The sequence below is a fragment of the Azospirillum sp. genome, assembly GCF_050789165.1.
The window spans coordinates 39,119-61,808 of sequence record NZ_JBOZRT010000166.1 but is presented as its reverse complement, the minus strand read 5'-3'; the positions used below and the strand labels follow the sequence as shown (position 1 = coordinate 61,808).

Genomic DNA, 22,690 nt, shown 5'->3' with positions numbered 1-22,690 from the left:
CCTTGAGGGGGAGGGGCTAAGACCAACCCTTGGGAAGGGGACCCCGCCCATGACCGCGACCGCTCTGGTCCGCGAACAGGACCGCCTTGCCTTGCGCCCCGGGCGCCGCCGCTGCGCCGACGCGTTGCGCGCTCTGGCCATCGACGCGGTGGAGGCCGCGAACTCCGGCCACCCAGGCATGCCCATGGGCATGGCCGACATCGCCGAGGCGCTGTGGCGCCATCACCTGCGCCACGACCCGGCCGACCCGCACTGGCCCGACCGCGACCGCTTCGTGCTGTCGAACGGGCATGGCTCCATGCTGCTGTACGGCCTGCTGCACCTCACCGGCTACGATCTTCCGGCGGAGGAACTGCGGCGTTTCCGCCAGTTCGGCTCGCGCACGCCGGGGCACCCCGAACACGGCGTCACGCCGGGGGTGGAGACGACCACCGGGCCGCTGGGGCAGGGCATCGCCAACGCGGTCGGCATGGCGCTGGCCGAACGGCTGCTGGCCGCGGCGTTCAACTGGCCGGGGCACGTCATCGTCGACCACCGCACCTTCTGCTTCGTCGGCGACGGCTGCCTGATGGAGGGGATCAGCCACGAGGCGTGCTCGCTGGCCGGCACGCTGGGGCTGGAGAAGCTGGTGGTCTTCTACGACGACAACGGCATCTCCATCGACGGCTCCGTCGCCGGCTGGTTCGCCGACGACACCCCGGCGCGCTTCGAGGCGTACGGCTGGCGGGTGATCCGCGCCGTCGACGGCCACGACGCCGACGCCATCGACGCCGCCATGGCCGAGGCGCTGACACCCTGCGGCAAGCCGACGCTGGTCTGCTGCCGGACGGAGATCGGTTACGGCTCGCCGGGCAAGGCCGGCACCCACGACGTGCACGGCGCCCCGCTCGGAGCCGCCGAGGCGGCGGCGACCAAGGCGGCGCTCGGCTGGGACGCGCCACCCTTCGAGGTGCCCGGGGACGTGCGCGCCGCCTGGGACGCGCGCGAGCGCGGCGCTGCGCTGCGCTCCGGGTGGGAGGCCCGCTTCGAGCGCTACGCCCAGGCTTTCCCCGAGCTGGCGGCGGAGTTCACCCGGCGCATGCGGGGCGGCCTGCCGGCGGGCTTCGCCGACGCGGCCGACGCCTGGATCGCCGAGGTTGTGGAGCAGTCCGGCGCCATTGCCACCCGCAAGGCGTCGCAGCAGGCGATCCAGCGCCTGGCGGCGCTGCTGCCCGAGCTGCTGGGCGGCTCGGCCGACCTCACCGGCTCCAACCTGACGGACTGGCGGGGCTGCATGGAGGTGGGGCCGGGCAGCGGCGGCAACTACCTGCACTACGGCGTGCGGGAGTTCGGCATGGCCGCGGTGATGAACGGCGTGGCGCTGCACGGCGGCCTGCTTCCCTTCGGCGGCACCTTCCTGGTGTTCTCCGACTACGCCCGCAACGGCATCCGTCTGTCGGCGCTGATGGGGCTGCGCGTGGTCTACGTGTTCACCCATGACAGCATCGGCCTGGGCGAGGACGGCCCCACCCACCAGCCGGTCGAGCACGCCGCCAGCCTGCGCCTGATGCCGAACCTCGACGTCTGGCGCCCCTGCGACGCGCTGGAAACCGCCGTCGCGTGGCGTTCCGCGGTGGAGCGCGCGACCGGCCCGAGCGCGCTTCTGCTGTCCCGCCAGAGCCTGCCGGCGCAGCCGGGCGACGACCGCGCCACGAGGGCCGCGCGCGGCGGCTACGCGCTGGCCGACGCCGGGGGTGCGCCGGACGTGGTGCTGATCGCCACCGGATCGGAGGTCGCCGTTGCCATGGCGGCGCGGGGGCTGCTCGCCGAACGCGGCATCGCCGCCCGCGTCGTCTCCATGCCCTGCTGCGAGGCGTTCGAACGCCAGGACCCGGCGTGGCGGCACGCGGTGCTGCCGCCGGGCGTGCCGCGCGTGGCGGTGGAGGCCGGGGCGACCGGCCTGTGGCGGGCCTATGTCGGGTTGACCGGCGCGGTGGTCGGGCTCGACCGCTACGGCGAATCCGCGCCGGCGGGCGACCTCTACAAGCAATTCGGCATCACCGCCGAGGCGGTGGCGCAGCAGGCACAGCGGCTGTGCCGCGTATAACCGGGAGGAAAAGCAATGGCTCTGATCGCGCTTCGCCAACTCCTCGACCACGCCGCCGAGCACGGCTACGGCGTGCCCGCCTTCAACATCAACAACATGGAGCAGATGCTCGCGGTGATGAACGCCGCCGAGCGCACCAACGCGCCGGTGATCCTGCAGGCCAGCCGCGGCGCCTGCTCCTACGCCGGCGACGCGGTGCTGCGGCACCTCGTGCTGGCGGCGGTGGAGACGCACCCCGGCATCCCGGTGTGCCTGCACCTCGACCACGGCGACCGGCCGGAGACCTGCGTGTCGGCCATCGTCAACGGCTTCACCTCGGTGATGATGGACGGCTCGCTGGAGCCGGACGGCAAGACGCCGGCCAGCTACGCCTACAACGTCGAGGTCACCGGCCGCGTCGCCGCCCTGGCGCACATGGCCGGCGTCTCGGTGGAGGGCGAACTGGGCTGTCTTGGCTCGCTGGAGACCGGCCGGGGGGAGGAGGAGGACGGGCACGGCCACACCGGCACGCTGTCGCGGGATGCGCTGCTCACCGACCCCGACCAGGCGGCGGACTTCGTGGCGCAGACCGGGGTGGACGCGCTGGCCGTCGCCATCGGCACCTCGCACGGGGCCTACAAGTTCAGCCGCAAGCCGGAGGGCGACATCCTCGCCATGGACGTGGTCAAGGCGATCCACGCCCGGCTGCCCGGCACGCACCTCGTGATGCACGGCGCCTCCACCGTGCCGCAGGACCTCCAGGACATCATCAACGAACACGGCGGCGCCATTCCGCAGACCTGGGGCGTGCCCATCGAGGAGATCGTGGTGGGCATCCGGCACGGCGTGCGCAAGGTGAACATCGACACCGACGCGCGCCTCGCCATGACCGGGCAGTTCCGCCGCGTTTTGTCACGGAACCCGGCGGAGTTCGACCCGCGCAAGTGCCTGAAGCCGGCCATGGACGCCATGCAGGCCATGTGCGAGGAGCGCTTCGCCGCCTTCGGCGCTGCCGGCAAGGCCGCGTCGCTCAAGCCGCTGCCGCTGGACGCCATGGCGCAACGCTACGCCTGCGGCGAATTGTCGCCGGGCCTGCGCCTGCGCGCTGCGGCGGAATGAAAAGGAGGTGCCTTTAAGTTTGCGCTGCATCAATGTGACGCCCTTACGGATCCGATACATTGCCATTGGTAATATGCGCTTGGCCGTATCATGGCTGGCGGAAGCAATGCGAGGGTCCCATGCGTCACGCCGTGCAACCCTGGAGCGCCTCCTGGCGTGAGCTGGCCTTCCTGACGTGCCTGAGCGCCGCGGGGATCATCGCGTCGGTCTATGTCGCGATCCACGGCCCCACCGCCGAGGACCGGACGCACTTCGCCGCCGACCAGATCGTCGACCGCGGCCTGCACAACCTGAGCGCCGACGAGTGCCGCACCGCGCTGTCCACTCTGGTGGACGAGGGGCGCGGCCGCTCCGAGGTGCTGTGGCTGTGGGTGGAGGAGAGTGTCCCCGGCCGCAGCCTCCGTCGCTACGGCACCGCCGCGACCAGCGTGTCGCGCGCTGCTCCGCGCGCCCATGCCTTCCGTGCCGACGCCGTGCCGGCGGCGACCTGCGCCTACCCGTCCAACTCGCTTCATGCGCTGTCGCTCGGCGGCATCGCCCGCCCGGTGATCGACGCCGCGCCGGATCCCTGGGCCGCCGAGGGCGGGCCGTAACCGTCACGCCGCGTCCAGCGTCCGCCGGATCGCCGCAACCGAGAGGTCGGCGTCGGCCTCCGTCGTCGCGCCAATGACCGACAGCCGCATCACCCAGCGCCCGCGCCAGTTCGCTCCGCCGGCGAAACAGGTGCCGTCCTCCTGGACTCTCCGGATCACCCGCAGGGTGAACTCGTCGTCGTCCCCGAAGCGGACGACCACCTGATTCAGCACCACGTCGTTCAGCACCGCGATGCGCGGGTCGTCGGCCAGCGCCGCGGCCATGCGGCGGGCGAGCCGGCAGTGCCGCTCCACCATGTCTGCGACGCCCTGCCGGCCGAGGTGGCGGATCATCGCCCAGGTCGCGAAGCCGCGCGCTCGGCGCGACAGTTCCGGGACATAATGTGACGGGTCGCGCTCGCCCTCGGCGACCGGCGGCAGGTAGCTTGCGGCGATGGTCATCGCGCGGCGGTGCGCTTCGGCGTCGCGCACGATGGCGTAGCCGCAGTCGTACGGCGTCTGCAGCCACTTGTGGCCGTCCGTCGCCCAGGAATCCGCCGCCTCGATCCCGGCGCCCAGGTGCGCCCGCGCCGGGCAGGCCCGCGCCCACAGGCCGAAGGCCCCGTCCACGTGCACCCAGGCGCCGCGCGCGCGGGCCAGCGGCACGATGCGGTCGTGCGGGTCGAAGGCGCCGGTGTTGATCTGGCCGGCCTGGGTGATGACGATGCTTGGCCCGGTGCAGGCGGCGAGCGCCGCCTCGAACGCGTCCGCGTCCATGGCGCCCTGTTCCGTGGTCGGAACGCGTATCACCCGATTGTGCCCGAGGCCGAGGAACTGCAGCGCCGAGAAGACGGTGGCGTGGGCGTCTTCGCCGATCAGCACGGAGATGGGCGGGGCGCCGAACAGCCCGTCGGCCTCGACGTCCCAGCCGGCGCGGCGCAGCACCTCCCCGCGCGCCGCGGCGAGCCCGACGACGTTCGCCATGGTGGCGCCGGTGACGAACCCGACCGACGCCTGGGCGGGCAACCCCAGCAGGTCGAGCAGCCAGCGCGCGGCCACGGTCTCGGCCGCGGCGGCGGCGGGAGCGGCGACGTGGTTGCCGGCGTTCTGCCCCCAGGCCGCGGTCAACCAGTCGGCGGCGACGCCCACGGGGTGCGAGGCGCCGATGACCCAGCCGAAGAATCTCGGACCGGTGGTGCCGCTCAGGCCTGGGCCGGAGCGCGCGATCAGGTCGCGGACGACGGCGTCGGGCGGTTGGCCGGCGTCGGCGAGCGGCGCGTCGAAGGCCTCCAGAGCCTCGCGGTAGACCGCCTCCGGGCGCTGGACGCGCGCGTCGATGCCCCGGCGGTAGGCGATGGCGGCCTCGGCGGCCTGGCGCCATGCGGACTCGTGCTCGGGCTCCAGCCCCATCGTGATCCTCCCGTGGTTGTCCCTTTTTGGCCGTCATCCCCACGAAGTATTTGTGCGAAGCGAACAGGCATCCAGTGCTTACCGTAGCGCCTTCGTGGGGATGACGGCCAAAGAGGATCTCACAGCCGCCGCGAGGCGGCGCGGATCTCGTCCAGCACGGCCAGCGCGGCGGGGGAGAGCAGCGCGCCTTCGCGCAGCGTGATGCCGATCCGGCGCACCGTCCAGCCCAGCGCGACCCGCATCTCCACGAGGTCGCCGGCGGCGATCTCGTAGTGCAGCTGGTGCGGCGAGATCGCCGTCAGCATGTCGCTGCTGCGCAGCAGGCCGCGCAGCACCGCGAGGTCGCCGGTCTCCACTGAGGGCACCGGCGGCTCGACGGCGAGTTCGCGGAACGACTGGTCGATCAGGTGGCGGCCCGGGGCGCCGGGGCGCGGCAGGATCCAGCGCTGCGCCAGCAGGTCCTTCAGCGTCACCGGCGCGGTCAGCAGCGGATGGCCGGCGCGCACCACGATGCCCAGGCGGTCCTCGAACAGGCTTTCGCTGATCAGCCCGGCGCTCTTCACGTCGGCGCGCAGCGCGCCGACGATGAAGTCCACGTCGCCGTCGCGCAGGCCGGCGACCAGCACCTCGTATGGGCTCTCCACCGTGGTGACGCGGATGTTGGGGTGGCGCTGCAGGGCGGCGGCGATGGCGGTCGGCAGCACGTAGGTGCGGCCCAGCGGCAGCGCGCCGATGGTGACGCTGCCCTGCGTGGTGCCGGCGATGGCGGCGACGTCGGACTGCATGTGGCGCAACTCGGCGACGATGCGCTTGCCGCTCGACACGATGCGGGCGCCGACATCGGTGGGCACCATCCCGCGCATCATGCGCTGGAACAGCGGCTGCCCCAGCGCCTCCTCGACGCGGGCCAGCGACATGCTGGCGCCGGCCTGCGACAGGCCGAGGCGGGCGGCCGCGGCGGACAGCGTGCGCAGCTCCGACACGCCGATCAGCAGCAGCAGCGCCCGGCCGTTGAGCAGCAGGCTGGTGACCGCGTTGCGCTCGACCGCTTGCGCCCGCTTGCCGGTGCGGGCGACCTCGTCGAGGGTGCCGGCGACCTCCTGGGTGATGCGCAGCGCGCGGCCGCGCACCGCCTCGCCGTAGGCGTTGAGCAGCATGCCGCGCGGCTTGCGCTCGAACAGGGCGACGCCGAGGCTGCGCTCCAGCTCGGCGATGGCGCGGGCGATGGCGGAGGAGGCCTTGAAGATCTCCTCCGACGAGCGGGCGATGGAGCCGGTCTCCGCCACCGACAGGAAGTCGCGGATGTGGCGCAGGCTGGTCTCGATCCTCTCCGACGACGGCGCGAACTCGCTCATTCATCCCATCACAAAATGCACAGGCAGGGCCACGAAAGGGCAACGCCGCAACGTGTCCGGATGGCGGGCTTTCCGCAGCATGACCGGAATCGAAGCGGCGGGCATCACAAAATTGGGACGCTCCATCAGGGGGTGGCAACGGCGCGGGCGACGGGGGACGCTATAGTGGCGCTCAGCGCTTCGAACAATCGCGCCGGTCAATGAACAGCGGGGCGAACACCCGAACCGGCCGCGCGTGAAGAATAAATTGCACCAGCAGGTCCCGGAGGAAACGATGAGTGCCACCGTCACCCTCGAAATACGCTCCTTCATCAACGGGCGCGGCATGTCCGCGCGGCAGTGGCTGCTGACGGCCCTGTGCTTCCTGATCGTGCTGACCGACGGCATGGACGTGGCCATCATGGGCTTCGTGGCGCCAGCGATCATCGGCGACTGGGAGATCTCGCGCGCCGCCTTCGGCGTGGTCATGGGGGCGGCGCCCATCGGGCTGGCGGTCGGCGCGATCTTCGCCGGGTCCTCGTCGGACTGGTTCGGGCGCCGCAAGGTGCTGCTGCTGTCGGTGCTGAGCTTCGGCGTCTTCACGCTGCTGACCGCCTTCGCCCGCAACCCCACGGAAATGGCGCTGCTGCGCTTCCTGACCGGCCTCGGCCTGGGCGCGGCGATGCCGAACGCCACGACGCTGCTGTCGGAGTATGTGCCGGAGCGCTCCAAGTCGTTCCTGCTGGCCGCCATGTTCACCGGGTTCAACGTCGGCTCGGCCGCCATCGGCTTCATCGCCGCCTACCTGCTGCCGGTGCACGGCTGGCAATCGGTGCTGTTCTTCGGCGCGGCGGTGCCGCTGGCGCTGTTCCCGTTGCTGCTGCTGGCGCTGCCGGAATCGGCGCGCTTCATGGTGGTGCGCGATGTCGCGCAGGAGAAGATCGGCGCCGTGCTGGCCCGCATCTCCGGCGCCGACCTGACGGGCTTCACCCGCTTCACCCTGCGCGAGGACGCGGTGGCCGCCAAGCAGCCGATCGCCGTGCTGTTCACCGGCGCCTATGCGCTGCGCACCATCACGCTGTGGGTCACCTACTTCATGGGCCTGGTGGTCATCTACCTGGCCACCAGCTGGCTGCCGACCATGATGAAGGACGCGGGCATGTCGCTCGACCGCGCGGCCAACGTGACGGCGATGTTCCAGCTGGGCGGCACCGCGGGCGCCATCCTGGTCGGCATGGCCATGGACCGCTTCGGCGCCGTGCGCTCGATCAGCGTGACGTACGTGCTCGGCGCCGTGGCGTTGGTGGCGTTGGGCCTCGGCGGGCTGCAGTCGGCCTGGCTGGCCGTGGTGGTCGGCGTGGTGGGCTTCTGCATGAGCGGCGCGCAGACCGGCCTGAACGCATACGCCCCGGGCTGCTACCCGACGCAGGCGCGCGCCACCGGGGTGAGCTGGATGCTGGGCGTGGGACGGATGGGCAGCATCCTCGGCTCGTCCATCGGCGGCGTGCTGCTGGGCTTCGGCTGGGGCTTCGAGGGCATCTTCGCGGCGCTGGCGGTGCCGGCGGTGATCGCGGCGGCCTCGCTGTCCTTCGACGGTCCGTCGCGGCGCGCGCAGGCCAACCGCCAGCTCGACGAGCAGCCGGCGGCGGCCGAGTGATCTGAACACACCGAACGAAGAAAAGAAGGGAACACGTCATGGCACGGATCATCGGCGGCATCGCCTGTTCGCACACCCCGACCATCGGCTTCGCCGTGGACGCGGACAAGCGCAAGGACCCCGTCTGGGCGCCGATCTTCGAAGGCTTCGAGCCGGCGCGGCGCTGGCTGCAGGAGAAGAAGCCGGACGCCCTGTTCATGATCTTCAACGACCACGTGACGTCGTTCTTCTTTGACCACTACTCGGCCTTCACGCTGGGCATCGACGGGGAGTACGGCGTCGCCGACGAGGGCGGCGGCCCGCGCGACCTGCCGGCGGTCAAGGGCCACGCGGCGCTGGCGCAGCACATCGGCGCCTCGCTGATGGCCGACGAGTTCGACATGTCCTTCTTCCAGGACAAGCAACTCGACCACGGCAGCCTGTCGCCGCTGTCGATGCTGTGCGACCACGACGGGACGGCGTGGCCGGTGCCCATCGTGCCGCTGGCGGTGGGCGTGCTGCAGTTCCCGATACCCTCGGCCAAGCGTTGCTGGAAGCTGGGGCAGGCGCTGCGCACCGCCATCGAGAGCTACCCCGAGGACATCTCGGTCGCCATCGTCGCCACCGGCGGCCTGTCGCACCAGGTGAGCGGCGCCCGCGCCGGCTTCAACAACACCCAGTGGGACAAGGACTTCCTCGATCTGTTCGAGAACGACCCGGAGGCGCTGACCCGCCTGACCATCGCCGACTACGCGGCGCTGGGCGGCGTCGAGGGGGCGGAGGTCATCATGTGGCTGATCATGCGCGGCGCCTTGTCGGCCAACGTGAAGAAGCTGCACGAATCCTACTACCTGCCGTCCATGACCGGCATCGCCGTGGCGGTGTACGAGAACCAGGACCGGCCGCTGCCGGTGGACAAGGGGGCGGAGCAGCGCGCGCACATCGGCCGCCAGCTGGCCGGCGCCGAGACGATCGACGGCATCCACCCCTTCACCCACGCGGTCAGCGTCAAGGCGTACCGCCTGAACAAGTTCCTGCACCGCCTGATCGACCCGGAGCACCGCCGCCGCTTCCTGGAGGAGCCGGAGGCCGCCTTCGCCGCCGCCGGCCTCACCGAGGAGGAGAAGGACATGGTGCGCCGGCGCGACTGGGACGCGCTGATCCGCTACGGCGTCATCTTCTTCATGCTGGAGAAGCTGGGCGCGGTGGTCGGCGTGTCCAATCTTCACATCTACGCCGCCATGCGCGGCCAGACGCTGGAGGAGTTCCAGGCCACCCGCAACGCGCCCAACGCCCTCTATTCGGTGGCGGGCAAGCAGGGCCTGGGCGCCATCGCCTGGGACAAGAGCAAGTAACGACGAAGGGGGGCAGACGCCATGATCATCGACATCCACGGTCACTACACCACCGCACCCAAGGCTCTGGAGGCGTGGCGCCAGCGGCAGATCGCCGGCCTCACCGACCCCTCGCAGGCGCCGAAGGCGTCGGAGCTGACGATCAGCGACGCCGAGCTGATGGAGAGCATCGAGGTCAACCAGCTGGCCAAGATGCGCGAGCGCGGGTCGGACCTGACGGTGTTCTCGCCGCGGGCGAGCTTCATGGCGCACCACATCGGCGACTTCCAGACCTCGTCCACCTGGGCCGCCATCTGCAACGAGCTGTGCTTCCGCGTCTCGCAGCTCTTCCCCGACAACTTCATCGGCGCGGCGATGCTGCCGCAGTCGCCGGGCGTCGATCCGAAGACCTGCCTGCCCGAGATCGAGAAGTGCGTGAAGGAGTACGGCTTCGTCGCCATCAACCTGAACCCCGACCCGTCGGGCGGGCACTGGACGTCGCCGCCGCTCTCCGACCGCCACTGGTACCCGATCTACGAGGCCATGGTGGAATACGACCTGCCGGCGATGGTCCACGTCTCCACCTCGTGCAACGCCTGCTTCCACACCACGGGGGCGCATTATCTGAACGCCGACACCACGGCGTTCATGCAGTGCCTGACCTCCGACCTGTTCAAGGACTTCCCGACCCTGAAGTTCATCATCCCGCACGGCGGCGGGGCGGTGCCCTACCATTGGGGCCGGTTCCGCGGGCTGGCGCAGGAGATGAAGAAGCCGACGCTGAACGAGCACCTGCTGAACAACATCTTCTTCGACACCTGCGTCTACCACCAGCCGGGCATCGACCTGCTGACCAAGGTCATCCCGGTCGACAACATCCTGTTCGCGTCGGAGATGATCGGCGCGGTGCGCGGCATCGACCCGGAGACCGGGCACTACTACGACGACACCAAGCGCTACATCGAGGCGGCGCCATTCCTGAGCGACGAGGACCGCTTCAAGATCTATGAGGGCAACGCGCGGCGGGTCTACCCGCGGCTCGACCAGGCGCTCAAGGCGCGGGGGAAGTAGGGCGCAAAGCCCCTCTCCCGCGAGGGGAGAGGGGCTTTCTCATTCCGCCGCCAGCTCCCGCGCCACCTCCAGGAAGGCCCGCACCACGGCCAGCCGGCGCCGTTCGCGCAGGCAGACCACCGACTCCTCCATCTCCACCCGCACCCCGTCCAGCGGCAGCAGGACGAGGCGCGGGTCGGGGGTGAACTCGGCCGCCGAGATGAAGCCGAGGCCGAGGCCGGCCGCCACCGCCTCCACCACCGCCTCGCGGCTCTCGATCTCCAGCGTCGAGGCCGGGGCCAGCCCGGCGTCGGCGAAGGCCTGCTCGACCAGCGTGCGGGTCATCGAGCCGGGCTCGCGCATCACCAGGCGCTCCGCCGCCATCTCCTGCAGCGTCACCGCGCGCTGCTCCGCCAGCGGGTGGCCGCGCGGCAGCAGGGCCTTCACCGGGTCGCGGCGGAACGGCACGACGGTAAGGCGCGGGTCGTCCGGCACGCCGCCCAGCACCGCCACGTCGATCTTCGTGTCCAGCAGCCCCTGCAACAGGACCTGCGAGTTGCCGACCGACAGCGTCACCGTCGGCCCCGGATGCCGCTTGGCGAAGGCGGCCAGCAGCGGCACCGCGTGGAACGGCCCGTCGGCGCCCACCGCCAGCGAGCCGCCCTCCAGATGGCGGACCCCGGCCAGCAGTTCCAGCGCCTCCTGCTCGGCGGCGAACAGGCGTCGGGTGACGGCGAACAGTGCGTGCCCGACCTCGGTCAGCGCCACGCCGCGCCGGCTGCGGTCGAACAGCAGCACGCCGTGGGCGTCCTCCAGCGCCTTCACTTCCTGCGACAGCGTCGGCTGGGTGACGTGAAGCAGGCGCGCGGCTTTGGTGAAGCTGCCCTCGGTGGCGACGGCATGAAAGGCGCGAAGATGGGCGGTGTTTATCGATCTCATTGATGGAGCCGGCGGTGGAATGGGCGGAGCCTATGGTACGCCGCACGTGATCGCCCGCCAAGCGAGCGGCCCGCCTCCGCGTTCGGGTTGTGAGAATTTCTTATCATTGCAAGCCATGGATATTTTTTCTCCAGTCCGCTAAAACATCGCGTGCAATACCGGCATATGCCGGTAGCGTGGCCGTGATGTGCAGGGGGAGGGCGTCGTGGGCGTGAGGAACGGGGGCGAGCTTTCCGTGGAATCCGTGGCGGCGTTGGGAGCGCACCGTCTGGCCGGGCTGCTGGTGCGGCACGCCGGACGCGACGCGGCCCTGGCCGCCGACCTGGGCATGGCGCTGCTGGCCGCCGGCCCAGCCGACCGGCTGGCCGAGGCGCTGGCGGCGGACATCCAGGCCATCGACGCCGATCGCAGCGACTGCGACGCCACCGGGAGCGGTGGGATCGCCGCGAGGCTGGACCGGCTGCGCGCCGCCATCGCCGCCGACTTGGCTCCGCGCGCGCCGCAGTTGGCGGCGGAGCTGCTGGAGCGCTTCCTGCGCCTGGACGCCGGGGTGTTCGGGCGCTGCGACGACGCCGACGGGCTGATCGGCGACGTCTTCCGGCTCGCCGTTGCCGACTGCGGCCGGGCCTGGGCGGCTGTGCCCGACCGTGACCCGCGCCGGGTTGCCGAGCGGGTGTTCGAGCTGTTCGCCGAGAACGACCACGGCGTGCGCGACGACCTGGTGCCGGCGTTCCGGGACGCACTCGGGCCCGTCGGCCTGGACGCTCTGGAGGGGCTGATCCGCCACCGGCTGGGCGGGCTGGCCGCCGATCCCGGAAGCTGGCGCGAGGCGGAGCTGATCCGCGTGCTGATCGAGATCGCCGACGCGCGCGGCGACCTCGACGGCTTCATCGCCCTGCACGAGCTGGCCGGCACGGAGGCCGTCGCCGTCAACGACATCTGCGGGCGGCTGGTCGCCGCCGGCCGGCTGGAGGAGGCGCTGGAGCGCGCCGAGCGGACCGAGGCGCCGGACTGGCGCCGCGGCGACCTCGACCGGCTGCGCATCGGCATCCTGCACCGGCTGGGCCGTGTGGCGGAGGCGCAGGCGCAGCGCCGGGCGCTGTTCGCCCGCACGCTGTCGCCGACCGTGCTGGAGGAGTACCTGGAGGCGTTGCCGGCGGCCGAGCGCCCGGCGGCGCTGGCCGACGCGGTCGCCGTGGCGCGCGGCCACGTCGACGTGCACGGCGCGCTGGACCTGCTGGTCCGGCACGACCTCGACGCCGCCGCGATCCTGGTGCATGAGCGGGTGCAGGACATCAACCCGCAGCTCTACCGCGTGCTGCGCCCGGCGGCCGAGCGGTTGGCCGGGGCGCACCCGCTGGCCGCGGTGCTGCTGCGCCGCCGGCTGGCCGAGGGCGTGCTCGACCAGGGGCAGGCGGCGTCCTATGGCTACGCGGTGATGGACCTGGAGGCGGCCGAGCGGTTGTCCGGCGCGGTGCTGGACTGGGGCGGGCATCCGTCGGCCGACGCGTACCGCCGCGACCTCGCGGCGCGTCACCGTCCGAAGCGCGGGTTCTGGGAGCGCATGCGGCAGGCCGGGCTGGACTGGCAGCGCTGAAGGCGCTGGGAGACGCCCATACCGTTTCGTCGTGAAGCTCCTCTCCCCCGAGGGAGAGGGGGTATCCGTGCGGCAGCGCGGGGAGAGACTCTTTGTCCGGCTCTGCCGAGGCGTCATCCCCCTCTCCCCAAACCCCTCTCCCTTCAGGGGGAAGGGGCTTCGGAATGAACCGAAACCCGATCCAACCCTCTCCAATTCCTCGTGCGTCCATTGCCCGGGTCGCGAATGGCCTGCGTTGTTGCCATGCAATTGATTTATCCGTCTAAGTAAAGCTGAAGCGCTGCGTCCAACATACATGGATATGCAGAAGCTGAGTTTGGCTTATCGTTCGAAAACGAAAACGGTTTACCGAATCTTTGGAGTTACCCGCCTAGCGTGACTCGCACTCGACGGGCAAGGAGTGCGTCGCTGGAGCCGGTTTATGCGGATTTATTGGACGAGTCTGCCGTGTTTTTTGGTTGTGACTCTGGCGTTGTGTGCGGCTGGCTTGGTTGCCTACCTCGATTACGCAAAGTTTGCCTCGACTTTTAATAAAGATCATCCGACGTTGGCGGTGCAACTGGTTGCGCTGGCGGTGCTGACGGCAACGGCCGCGGGCCTGCTGGCGTGGCGGGCTCCCGCGCTCCTTGAATCGGCTGCCCGTGGGCCCTTGCGCGGGATGGCGCTGGCCGGGGCGGCGGTGGGGACGGTGACGCTCGGTGCGCTGGCGGCCATGGGGGCCGAGGCGGTGCAGGTTCTGGCCGCGGACGCCGCGGTGGTGGCGCTGGTCGTGCTGCTGCTGGCGCACGAGGCCTTGCGGCTGCTTGCCGCCCGCACGTCGGGGACGGGGGCGGGGGAGGGCGGGGAGAGCCTCGCCGGGATCCGCGCCGCGCTGTTCCTCTTCATGCTGGCGGAGGAGCTGTCGCGCTCCTTCCTGCCGCTCTACGTGCGCGAGCTGTACACGCCGCTGCCCGGGCTGTCCGACACCGTGGCCATGGGGCTGCCGATCGCGCTGTTCATGCTGCTGGTGGCGGTGTTCACGCCGTTCGCCGGCGCCTGGGCCGACCGCTTCGGCAGCCGGCGCACGCTGCTGCTCGGCACGCTGCCGGCGGTGGCGGGGTTCGCCGGGACGGCGGCGGCGCAGACGCTGCCCGAACTGCTGCTCTGGCGCAGCGCCTGCGCGCTCGGCTACGCGGTGATGTTCATCGGTGCGCAGGGCTTCATCGCCCGCCACACCCGGCGGCAGGACCGGGCGCGCGGCATGGCGCAGTTCGTCGTCGCCGTGGTGGTCGCCGGCCTGTGCGGCGCGCCCATCGGCGGAATCCTGGCCGACCATCTCGGCCCGCGCGCGGTGTTCTGGGTGTCGGCGGCGCTGGCGCTGGCTTCGGCGCTGGCCGCCCGCGGGCTGCTGCCGTCCGAGGCGCCGGAGCGGGCGGAGCGCGCGGTGGCGTGGCGCGACTACGCGCTGGTACTGGCGAACCGCCGCTTCCTGGCGCTGCTGCTGCTGTCCTCGGTGCCGACCAAGGTGATGCTGACCGGCTGGCTGTTCTATCTGGTGCCGGTCCACCTGCACGATCTCGGCGAGACGCCGGCCGCCATCGGCCGCACCATGATGGCGTACGGGCTGACCATCGCGCTGCTCGGCCCCTGGCTGTCGCGCGCGGCCGACCGCAGCGGACGGCACGCCCTGTTCGCCGGGACCGGCGGGCTGGTCGGCGGCGTCGGCGCGCTGGCGGTGCTGCACTCCCCCGGAACGGCGGCGGTGCTGGCCGGCGTCGCGGCGCTCGGGCTGGCGCACGCGCTCAACAACGCCACGCAGCTGGCCCTGGTGCCCGAGGTGGCGCGCGCCGAGTGCGCCCGCATCGGCCGCACCAGCGTCTTCGCCATCTACCGCCTGCTGGAACGCGGCGGCGCCGTGCTCGGCCCGGTGATCGCCGCGGCGCTTGCCGATTGGTTCGGCGCGGTGGCGGCGCTGGGGGCGCTCGGCGCGCTCAGCCTGCTGACGTCGGCGGCGTTCTGCGCCGTGTTCGCGCGGGAGGCCGGCGCGCTCCCGCAGACCGTCGGGGAGGGCGCTCCATGACTCCCGCCCGCACCCGCCGTCACCCCACCACAGAAGCGATGACGCCCATGCACGACCATCTGGTTGCGGAGCGGACACCGCCCGTCGCGGCGCCGACCTTCGCGCCGAGCAACACCGACCGGCCCGACGGCGAGCCGATGGCCGCGCTCGCCGCCATCCTGCGGGCGCTGGGGATCTCCTCGCCCGAGGGGATGGGCTGGAAGGACTACGACAAGGTTATGCGCGCCATCGAGCCGCTGATCGGCAGCGGCCACGTGCTGCGCCACTTCGACTACACGCACCCCGCCGCGCTGCAGACCGGCACGGTGGAGCGGCTGCGCGCCGACTACACCGTCCGCCTCGCCTACACGGAGTGGGGCAGCCCGCTGCGTCCCACTCTTCTGTGCCTCGGCGGCATCGCCAACGCGGCGCGGCGCTTCGACTATCTGGCGAAGGCGCTGTCGCACCAGTACCATGTGCTGTGCCTGGACTGGGCCGGGCGCGGGCGCAGCGGCTGGCTGACCGAGCAGTCGGACTACAGCTTCGAGAGCAACGTCGCCCAGGTGATGGCGCTGATCCGCCACAAGCGGCTGGGCCGGGTGACGTTGATCGGCTCGTCGCTCGGCGGCTGCGTGGCGATGCGGGTGGCCAGCGAGGCGCCGCACCTGGTCGACCGCCTGATCCTCAACGACATCGGCCCGTTCATCCCGGTGGAGCGGCGCAAGCGCCGCGCGGAGTCGGTGGCGCGGCACTACGTCTTCCGCCAGCCGGCGCAGCTGTTTCGGCGCACCGGCGCCTCGCAGAAGAACGACGGGCCGGTGGACGACACCGTGCTGCTGCACAACAGCTTCCACCAGACCCGCTGGTCGGAGGAGAACGGCGGCCGCGTCTACCGCCACGACATCCGGGCGCTGCAGAGCTACCGCGACGAGGCCGGGCACGACCACGACCAGTGGGACGACTGGCAGCGCATCGACTGCCCGGTGCTGGAGGTGCACGGACTGATGACCGACGCGCTGCTGGACTCCACCATCGAGCGGATGCTGGCCAAGCCGCGGGTCAGCGTCCTGCACATTCCGCAGGTGGGCCACACGCCGACGCTCAGCGATCCGCTGCACATCGAGGCGCTGAAGGGCTGGCTGCGCACCCCCGACGACTGGCCGAAGGAGAGCACCGTCGGCTGGACGCCCGGCCCCGAGCGCGTGCTGTTCCGCTGAGGGAGGGCTGGGATGAGCGAGGGCTTCCACTTCGTGCGCCATGGCCAGACGTCGGACAACCTGCTCGGCGTGCGCTGCGGCGGCGACCGCGACGTGCCGCTGACCGCGCGCGGCCACGCCGACGCCGAGGCGGCGGCGGAGCGCTTCGCGCAGACCGGCCAGCCGTGCGGGCTGGTGATCGCCGGCCCGCTGCAGCGGACAAAGTCCACCGCGGCGCCGTTCGCCGCGGCGTTGAGGGTCCCGGTGGTGACCCGCGCGTGGCTGCGCGAGCGCACGCTGGGCGCCTGGAACGGCCTGCCGATCGCCGAGACCCGCGCCTGGATCGCCGAGGGGCGCACGCCACCCGGCGGCGAGGCGGAGGAGGATTTCGCCGCCCGCGTGCTGGCCGGCGTGGCGGAACTGGGCCGGGTGCTGGACGACTGGCCGCTGCTGGTGGGCAGCAAGGGGATCGCCCGGGTGCTGATGCACCGCTTGGCCGGGCGTCCGGGTGTCGAGCTGGGCAATTGCGCCGTCGTTCGCTTCACGCGGGCGGCGCCGGGCTGCTGGATCGCCGAGATCAGTGAAACAGAGGAACCGCGCGCCCCGCGCGTGACGAGGACCGAGGAGTAGGACGATGAAGCTCAAGATCGGAATGCGGTTGCTGCTGCTGGTGTTCGGCGTGGCGCTGCTCGGCGCCGTGGCGGGAGCCAGCGTCCATTTGACCGGGATGCGCGAGGCGCTGATCGAACAGCGCAAGGCCAAGGTGAAGGAGATGGTGGATGCCGCCAGCTCGGTCATCGCGCTGTACGGCGACCTGGAGAAGCAGGGCAAGCTGACGCGCGAACAGGCGCAGGAGCAGGCCCGCGTCGCCGTGCGCGCCATGCGCTACGGCGACGGGGAGTACTTCTTCGTCTACGACTTCCAGGGCCTGCTGCTCGTGCACGGCCTGCGGCCGCAGCTCGAGGGCAAGAACTTCCTGGACCGGGAGGACCCCTACAAGGTCCGCTACAACGTCCTGATGACCGAGGCGGCCAAGACGGGTGGCGGCTTCGTCGCCTACCACTACAGCCGCAGCGACGGCGCCACGCCGTCGCCGAAGATCGCCTACGCCACCGGCTACCAACCCTGGCAGTGGATGATCGGCACCGGCCTCTACACCGATGACGTGGACGAGGAGTTCCGCGCCCGTGCCGCGCGCGAGCTGCTGTTCACCCTGTTGGTGCTGACGATCAGCGTCGGCGTCGGCGTGTGGGTGGCGCGCGGGTTGTCCGGGCCGCTGCTGCAACTGCGCGACGTGCTGGGCCGCATCGGCAACGGCGACTATGCGGTGGACGTGCCGCACGCCGGGCGCCCGGACGAGATCGGCGACATCGCCCGCACCGTCCGCGGCCTTGCCGCCGCGCTGGCGTCGGCGCGCGACACGGCCACGAACCTGGACCGCGAGCGCGCGTCCCGCGACCAGCAGCGCGAACGCCTGTCGGCCCGCGCAACCCAGTTCGCCCGCGCGATGGACGAGGTGGTGGCCGGCTTGAGCAGCGCCGCCACCTCGCTGCACGGCCGTTCGGCCGCGCTGGCCGGTGACGCCGCCGCCGCGACCGAGCAGGCGCAGGCCGCCGCCGGCGCGGCGCAGGGCGCCTCCGTCAGCGTCGAGACCGCGGCGCAGGCCAGCGAGGAGCTGCGCAGCTCCATCGCCGCCATCAGCCGGCAGGTGGAGAGCGCCGCGCAGACCGCCGCCCGCGCGGTGACCGAGACCGCCAACACCACCGGCATCGTCTCCGGCCTGGTCTCCGCGGCCGAGCAGATCGGCGCGGTGGTCGAGCTGATCAACTCCATCGCCGGGCAGACCAATCTGCTGGCGCTCAACGCCACCATCGAGGCGGCGCGCGCCGGCGAGGCGGGCAAGGGCTTCGCGGTGGTGGCCTCGGAGGTCAAGTCGCTGGCCAACCAGACGGCGAAGGCCACGGAGGACATCCAGGCGCAGGTCGGCGCCATCCGCGCCGCCACCGGCAACGCCATCGGCGCCATCGAGGGCATCGCGGCGCTGATCAAGAACCTGAGCGGGCTGAACGGCGAGGTCGCCTCGGCGGTGCAGCAGCAGGAGGCGGCGACCCACCAGATCTTCGCCAGCGCCCGCGCGGCGGCCGACAACTCGCGCCGGGTGACCAGCAGCGTCGAGGCGCTGTCGACGACGGTGTCCACCACCAGCGCGCAGATGGGGGAGGTGACCAGCGGCGCCGAGAGCGTGTCCAACCAGTCCGAGCGCCTGAAGGACGAGGTGCGCCGCTTCGTGGCGGAGGTCAGCGCGGCATAAAGGTTGGGAGCGCGCGGGCACTCCGCGCGCTCCGTCCTGTTTACCGGGAAGGGCATCCCTTTCACGGAGCAGGACATGGCCAAGGCGGAATCGAAGAAGCAGCAGATGGCGGCGGGCGCGGCGCTCGCCGCGAAACGGGGCGAGACGCCGGAATCGCATCTGCGCGGTGCGTCCAAGGAGATGGCGAAGTCGATGTCGGAGAAGGAACTCCACGACATGGCCGCCACCAAGCGCAAGGATCTGCCGACCCGCGAATCGAAGCGCTGACCGGTCTGTGAAAGACAAATGCGCTTCAGGGCTCCCGGCATATAGTATCGACTGCCAACCACTTGACGTGTCCTCAGGCGAAGGGATGGTATTCCTCCGTTCGTCCAGCTTGGAACGGTGGCTTTGTTCTGCCAGGGTGGCGCGGCGTCGGCGGTATCATGCGTGGGGAGTCGGCGTTATACAGATGAAATGGAAACAGGACGGCTGATGCTTTCCATCGTCTACCGGAGCGTGGCGACGCGCCACCTGCCGGCGACCGAGCTGATCGAGCTGTGCATCACCAGCGCCGAGAAGAACGCCAGGAGCGATATCACCGGCTTCTTGGTGCAATACGACGGTGTCTTCCTGCAGGTCCTCGAAGGGCAGGGGCCGATCCTGGAACCGCTGATCGAGACCATCCGGGCCGACGACCGGCACACAGGCTTCAATGTTCTGTGCCGGGACGACGCGGCGCGGTCGCTGAACTTCGGCTTCTGGTCCATGAACATCGGGCCGCTCGACGATGCGGACATGCGGCGGATCGTGCTGGCCGACGGCGCCGCGGACTTTGCCGGCCGTTCGCTCGATCCCGACTACGCGCTGACGGTGCTGACCCGCGCGTATCTGGAAACCTGCTGGCGCGCCGACGTCGATCCGGCGGCGCGCGACCTGCGCCGCGGCGTCATCCCCAACTGGGTGCAGCCGACGCACGTCTCGGGCTCCGAGGCGCCCTGACCCCTGAGCGAGTGCCCCGTTGGAAGGGGCGTCCTGCCCAGAAGAGACCCCGCAAGTGGCATTGTGCCGCCCGGCCGCAGGGACGACCTCCGGTGCGGAGGTGCCATGTCCCTGCTTGCCCTATGCGCCCTGATGGCGTTCGCCGCGCACGCCCTGCGCTGGCGGCCCAACGGCATGCTGCGCTCGGTCTGGATGCTCGCCGTCATGCTCGGCGTGCTGGGCCTGCTGGCGTGAACAGCCCCTCTCCCTCAACGGCAGAAGGGAAGGGGATTCAGCCCCGCTCCAGCCATTCCCGCATGAACGCGACGAACCGCGGGTCCGCCGCATAAGCCACGTTGATGCGCATGGCCGGCGCCGACGGCGCCTTGTCCGGCACGAACACCGAGCCCGGCGCCAGGAAGATCCCCCGCTCCGCCGCCTCGCGCGCCAGGGCCAGCTCGTCGGCGCCCGGCGGCAGCTCGCCCCAGATGTAATACCCGCCGCCGGGCGGCGTCGGCACCCGGATGCCGATCCGGGCGAGCGCGCCGTCCGCCTCGTCGGCCGCCGTCTGGAGGCGCGCCTTCAGCTTGCGCAGATGGCGCAGGTACTGGCCGGTGGCGACGACGCCGTAGACGATGCGCTCGACATAGTCGGACGTGCTGACCACCGTCAGCATCTTCAGGTCGCACAGGGTGTTGATGAGCGCCGGCTTGGCCGCGACGTAGCCGACGCGCAGGCTGGCCGACAGTGTCTTGGAGAAGGTGCCGACGTAGATCACCCGCTCCAGCTGGTCGAGCGCCGCTAGGCGCGGGCTGGAGGCCGGCAGGATGTCGGCGAACGGGTCGTCCTCGACCACCGTGAAGCCGTGCTGCTCGGCGATCTGCAGCAGGCGGTGCGCGGTCGCCGGGGTGATCGAGCCGCCGGTTGGGTTGTGCGCCAGCGACTGGGTGAAGAACACCTTGGGCTTGTACGCCGCCGCCTTGGCGGCGAGGTCGTCGAGGTCCGGCCCGTCGGCGAGCCGACGCACCCCGACGATCTCCGCCTTGGCCAGCGTCAGCTTGCCGAACAGCGGGTAGTAGCCGGGGCTGTCGACCAGCACCGTGTCGCCGGGCTCGATCAGCTGGCGCGCCACGAGGTCGAGCGCGTGGTTGGCGCCCTGGGTCAGCAGGATCTGCTCCGGCGCCACCTTGATCGAGCGCTCGGCCAGGGTGAGGGCCAGTCGCTCGCGCAGCGGCAGGAAGCCCCAGGGGTTGCCGTAGCCGTGCTCCGCCGCGGCGCCGCGCGACGAGGCCATGTGGCGCAGATGGCTGCCGACCTCGAACCGCTCCATCCAGGAGGGCGGGGGGCGGCCGTCGCCAACCCGCACGGCGTAGCTCTGCACCAGCTGTTCGCGCAGCAGCGAGACGAAGTCCACCGCCTCCGCCACGTGCGCGGGGCGCCGCTCCGGCGAGGTTCGGCGCACCCGCGCCACGTAGTAGCCGGAGCCCTGCCGCGCCTCCAGGCGTCCCAGCGCCACGAGGCGGTCGTACGCCTCCGCCATGGTGTTCTTGGACACGCCGTGCTCCAGCGCGCCGACGCGCACCGACAGCAGGCGCTCGCCGGGTTTCAGCAGGCCGGAGTCAATCAGGCCGGCGACCCTCTCGACGATGCCGTTCACCCGGCTCATGGCGGTCCTCCGCGGCAACTGTCCCAGCCATAAGACTGGTACAGTGTCCGGGAGAATATCGCAAACTGTCCCTTGTCCCGTCCGGCCGCGCGGCGGATCATCGGTGTGCAAAGCATAAAACCGGAACGGACGGGAGAGGACCGCCTTGTCGCACAGCCGCCGCAGCTCGCGCATCCCCGGATTCCATCGCAAGCCGCCGCGGGAGCGGCTGCAGATCGTCGCCGACTTCGCCGGGCTCGACGCGGAGACGGCGGCGCGCCTCGCCGACACCGGCGGCCTCGGGCTCGACCTCGCCGACCACCTGATCGAGAACGTCGTCGGCTCGATGAACGTGCCGCTGGGCATCGCCACCAACATGAAGGTGGACGGCGAGGACGTGCTGATCCCCATGGCGACCGAGGAATCCTCGGTGGTCGCCGCGGTCTGCAACGCGGCGCGGCAGTGCTACGACGCCGGGGGCTTCACCACCTCGCTGTCCGGCACGCTGATGATCGCGCAGATCCAGACCGTGGGGGTGGCCGACCCCTACGCGGCGCGCCTGCGCATCCTGGAACGCCGCGACGACGTCAAGGCGGTGTGCGACGGCTGCGACCCGGTGCTCCTGAAGTTCGGCGGCGGCTTCCGCGACCTGGAGGTGCGGGTGCTCGACACCCTCAGCGGGCCGATGGTCATCACGCACCTGATCGTCGACACCCGCGACGCCATGGGCGCCAACGCCGTCAACACCATGGCGGAGACGCTGGCGCCGCACATCGCGCAGTGGACCGGCGGGCGGGTGTATCTGCGCATCCTGTCCAACCTCGCCGACCGGCGGCTGGCGCGGGCGCGGGCGGTGTGGCCGCTGGAGGCGATCGGCGGCGAGGAGGTGCGCGACGGCATCATCGGCGCCTACCACTTGGCCGCGGCCGACCCCTACCGCGCCGCCACCCACAACAAGGGCATCATGAACGGCATCAGCGCCGTCGTGCTGGCCACCGGCAACGACACCCGCGCCGTCGAGGCCGGGGCGCACGCCTACGCCGCACGCGCCGGGCATTACGGCAGCCTGACGCGGTTCGAGCGGACGGCGGATGGACACCTCAGCGGCACCATCGAGATCCCGATGGCGGTCGGGCTGATCGGCGGGGCGACCAAGCTGCACCCGACGGCGCAGGCCAGTCTGAAAATTCTCGGCGTCACCAGCGCCGAGCGGCTGGCGCGGATCATCGCCGCGGTCGGGCTGGCGCAGAACTTTTCCGCCCTCAAGGCGCTGGCGACCACCGGCATCCAGAAGGGGCACATGGCGCTGCACGCGCAGAACATCGCGCTGGTGGCCGGCGCGGTGGGCGACGAGGTCGACCGCGTCGCCCGCATCCTGGTGGAGCGCGGCACCGTCCGCCAGGACGTGGCGCAGGCGGTGCTGGAGGAGTTGCGGCGGGGCGGGTGAGAGAGTGCTTGCGTTGGGCCCCCCACCCAACCTCCCC

Annotated in this window: 19 protein-coding genes; 15 read left to right on the top strand and 4 right to left on the bottom strand. The window is 71.3% G+C overall.

Going from position 1 to position 22,690, the window contains the following annotated elements:
• Positions 1-49 precede the first annotated feature (49 nt).
• The 3 genes from tkt to ACRWK7_RS35580 all read left to right on the top strand — a co-directional run bounded on the left by tkt (position 50) and on the right by ACRWK7_RS35580 (position 3,777).
• Positions 50-2,086: a transketolase gene (gene tkt, locus ACRWK7_RS35590; protein WP_431862651.1), complete on the top strand. Its 2,037-nt coding sequence runs from the start codon at positions 50-52 to the stop codon at positions 2,084-2,086.
• A gap of 15 nt (positions 2,087-2,101) precedes the next feature.
• Positions 2,102-3,184: a class II fructose-bisphosphate aldolase gene (fba, locus tag ACRWK7_RS35585; protein ID WP_431862649.1), complete on the top strand. Its 1,083-nt coding sequence runs from the start codon at positions 2,102-2,104 to the stop codon at positions 3,182-3,184.
• 119 nt (positions 3,185-3,303) lie between these two features.
• Entirely contained in the window at positions 3,304-3,777 is a 474-nt protein-coding gene (locus ACRWK7_RS35580) for a hypothetical protein (protein ID WP_431862647.1), read from the top strand.
• 3 nt (positions 3,778-3,780) lie between these two features.
• Here ACRWK7_RS35580 and ACRWK7_RS35575 read toward each other — a convergent pair whose 3' ends face one another.
• Together ACRWK7_RS35575 and ACRWK7_RS35570 are read right to left on the bottom strand one after the other, a co-directional pair.
• The gene (locus tag ACRWK7_RS35575) at positions 3,781-5,166 is read right to left on the bottom strand and encodes a pyridoxal phosphate-dependent decarboxylase family protein (protein WP_431862646.1); all 1,386 of its coding nucleotides are present in this window, start codon (positions 5,164-5,166) and stop codon (positions 3,781-3,783) included.
• Between the two features lie 119 nt (positions 5,167-5,285).
• Entirely contained in the window at positions 5,286-6,521 is a 1,236-nt protein-coding gene (locus tag ACRWK7_RS35570; protein WP_431862644.1) for a LysR family transcriptional regulator, read from the bottom strand.
• Between the two features lie 274 nt (positions 6,522-6,795).
• Here ACRWK7_RS35570 and ACRWK7_RS35565 point away from each other — a divergent pair, with 274 nt between their 5' ends.
• Genes ACRWK7_RS35565 through ACRWK7_RS35555 form a run of 3 tightly spaced genes read left to right on the top strand, consistent with a single transcriptional unit; the run spans position 6,796 to position 10,541 of the window.
• Complete coding sequence (locus ACRWK7_RS35565; RefSeq protein ID WP_431862643.1) at positions 6,796-8,157, top strand: MFS transporter; 1,362 nt, start codon at positions 6,796-6,798, stop codon at positions 8,155-8,157.
• 38 nt (positions 8,158-8,195) lie between these two features.
• Positions 8,196-9,491 (top strand): gallate dioxygenase, encoded by a 1,296-nt coding sequence (locus ACRWK7_RS35560; protein WP_431862642.1) that lies wholly within the window; start codon positions 8,196-8,198, stop codon positions 9,489-9,491.
• 21 nt (positions 9,492-9,512) lie between these two features.
• Complete coding sequence (locus ACRWK7_RS35555) at positions 9,513-10,541, top strand: amidohydrolase family protein (protein WP_431862640.1); 1,029 nt, start codon at positions 9,513-9,515, stop codon at positions 10,539-10,541.
• Between the two features lie 39 nt (positions 10,542-10,580).
• Here the strand turns inward: ACRWK7_RS35555 and ACRWK7_RS35550 are convergent, their stop codons facing one another.
• On the bottom strand, positions 10,581-11,459 hold the full coding sequence (locus ACRWK7_RS35550; protein WP_431862638.1) for a LysR substrate-binding domain-containing protein: 879 nt from the start codon (positions 11,457-11,459) through the stop codon (positions 10,581-10,583).
• Positions 11,460-11,694: 235 nt separating this feature from the next.
• On the opposite strand from ACRWK7_RS35550, the gene ACRWK7_RS35545 reads away from it, so the two are divergent.
• From ACRWK7_RS35545 to ACRWK7_RS35510, 8 genes are all read left to right on the top strand, one after another.
• Positions 11,695-13,056, top strand: a complete 1,362-nt coding sequence (locus ACRWK7_RS35545; protein ID WP_431862636.1) for a DUF6880 family protein — start codon at positions 11,695-11,697, stop codon at positions 13,054-13,056.
• Positions 13,057-13,609: 553 nt separating this feature from the next.
• Positions 13,610-15,115, top strand: coding sequence for an MFS transporter (locus tag ACRWK7_RS35540; RefSeq protein WP_431862705.1), 1,506 nt, complete (start codon positions 13,610-13,612; stop codon positions 15,113-15,115).
• On the top strand, positions 15,112-16,311 hold the full coding sequence (locus tag ACRWK7_RS35535) for an alpha/beta fold hydrolase (protein WP_431862635.1): 1,200 nt from the start codon (positions 15,112-15,114) through the stop codon (positions 16,309-16,311). The genes ACRWK7_RS35540 and ACRWK7_RS35535 overlap by 4 nt, the downstream gene beginning before the upstream one ends.
• 12 nt (positions 16,312-16,323) lie before the next feature.
• Positions 16,324-16,920, top strand: a complete 597-nt coding sequence (locus ACRWK7_RS35530; RefSeq protein ID WP_431862633.1) for a histidine phosphatase family protein — start codon at positions 16,324-16,326, stop codon at positions 16,918-16,920.
• A gap of 4 nt (positions 16,921-16,924) precedes the next feature.
• The gene (locus tag ACRWK7_RS35525; RefSeq protein WP_431862631.1) at positions 16,925-18,601 is read left to right on the top strand and encodes a methyl-accepting chemotaxis protein; all 1,677 of its coding nucleotides are present in this window, start codon (positions 16,925-16,927) and stop codon (positions 18,599-18,601) included.
• A gap of 75 nt (positions 18,602-18,676) precedes the next feature.
• A complete protein-coding gene (locus ACRWK7_RS35520) occupies positions 18,677-18,868 on the top strand; it encodes a DUF3008 family protein (RefSeq protein ID WP_431862629.1) in 192 nt (63 codons plus the stop codon).
• 207 nt (positions 18,869-19,075) lie between these two features.
• Complete coding sequence (locus ACRWK7_RS35515; RefSeq protein ID WP_431862626.1) at positions 19,076-19,582, top strand: BLUF domain-containing protein; 507 nt, start codon at positions 19,076-19,078, stop codon at positions 19,580-19,582.
• Positions 19,583-19,687: 105 nt separating this feature from the next.
• Complete coding sequence (locus ACRWK7_RS35510; protein ID WP_431862624.1) at positions 19,688-19,816, top strand: hypothetical protein; 129 nt, start codon at positions 19,688-19,690, stop codon at positions 19,814-19,816.
• A gap of 37 nt (positions 19,817-19,853) precedes the next feature.
• Here ACRWK7_RS35510 and ACRWK7_RS35505 read toward each other — a convergent pair whose 3' ends face one another.
• The gene (locus ACRWK7_RS35505; protein ID WP_431862623.1) at positions 19,854-21,227 is read right to left on the bottom strand and encodes a PLP-dependent aminotransferase family protein; all 1,374 of its coding nucleotides are present in this window, start codon (positions 21,225-21,227) and stop codon (positions 19,854-19,856) included.
• Between the two features lie 145 nt (positions 21,228-21,372).
• On the opposite strand from ACRWK7_RS35505, the gene ACRWK7_RS35500 reads away from it, so the two are divergent.
• A complete protein-coding gene (locus ACRWK7_RS35500; RefSeq protein ID WP_431862621.1) occupies positions 21,373-22,653 on the top strand; it encodes a hydroxymethylglutaryl-CoA reductase, degradative in 1,281 nt (426 codons plus the stop codon).
• Positions 22,654-22,690 lie beyond the last annotated feature (37 nt).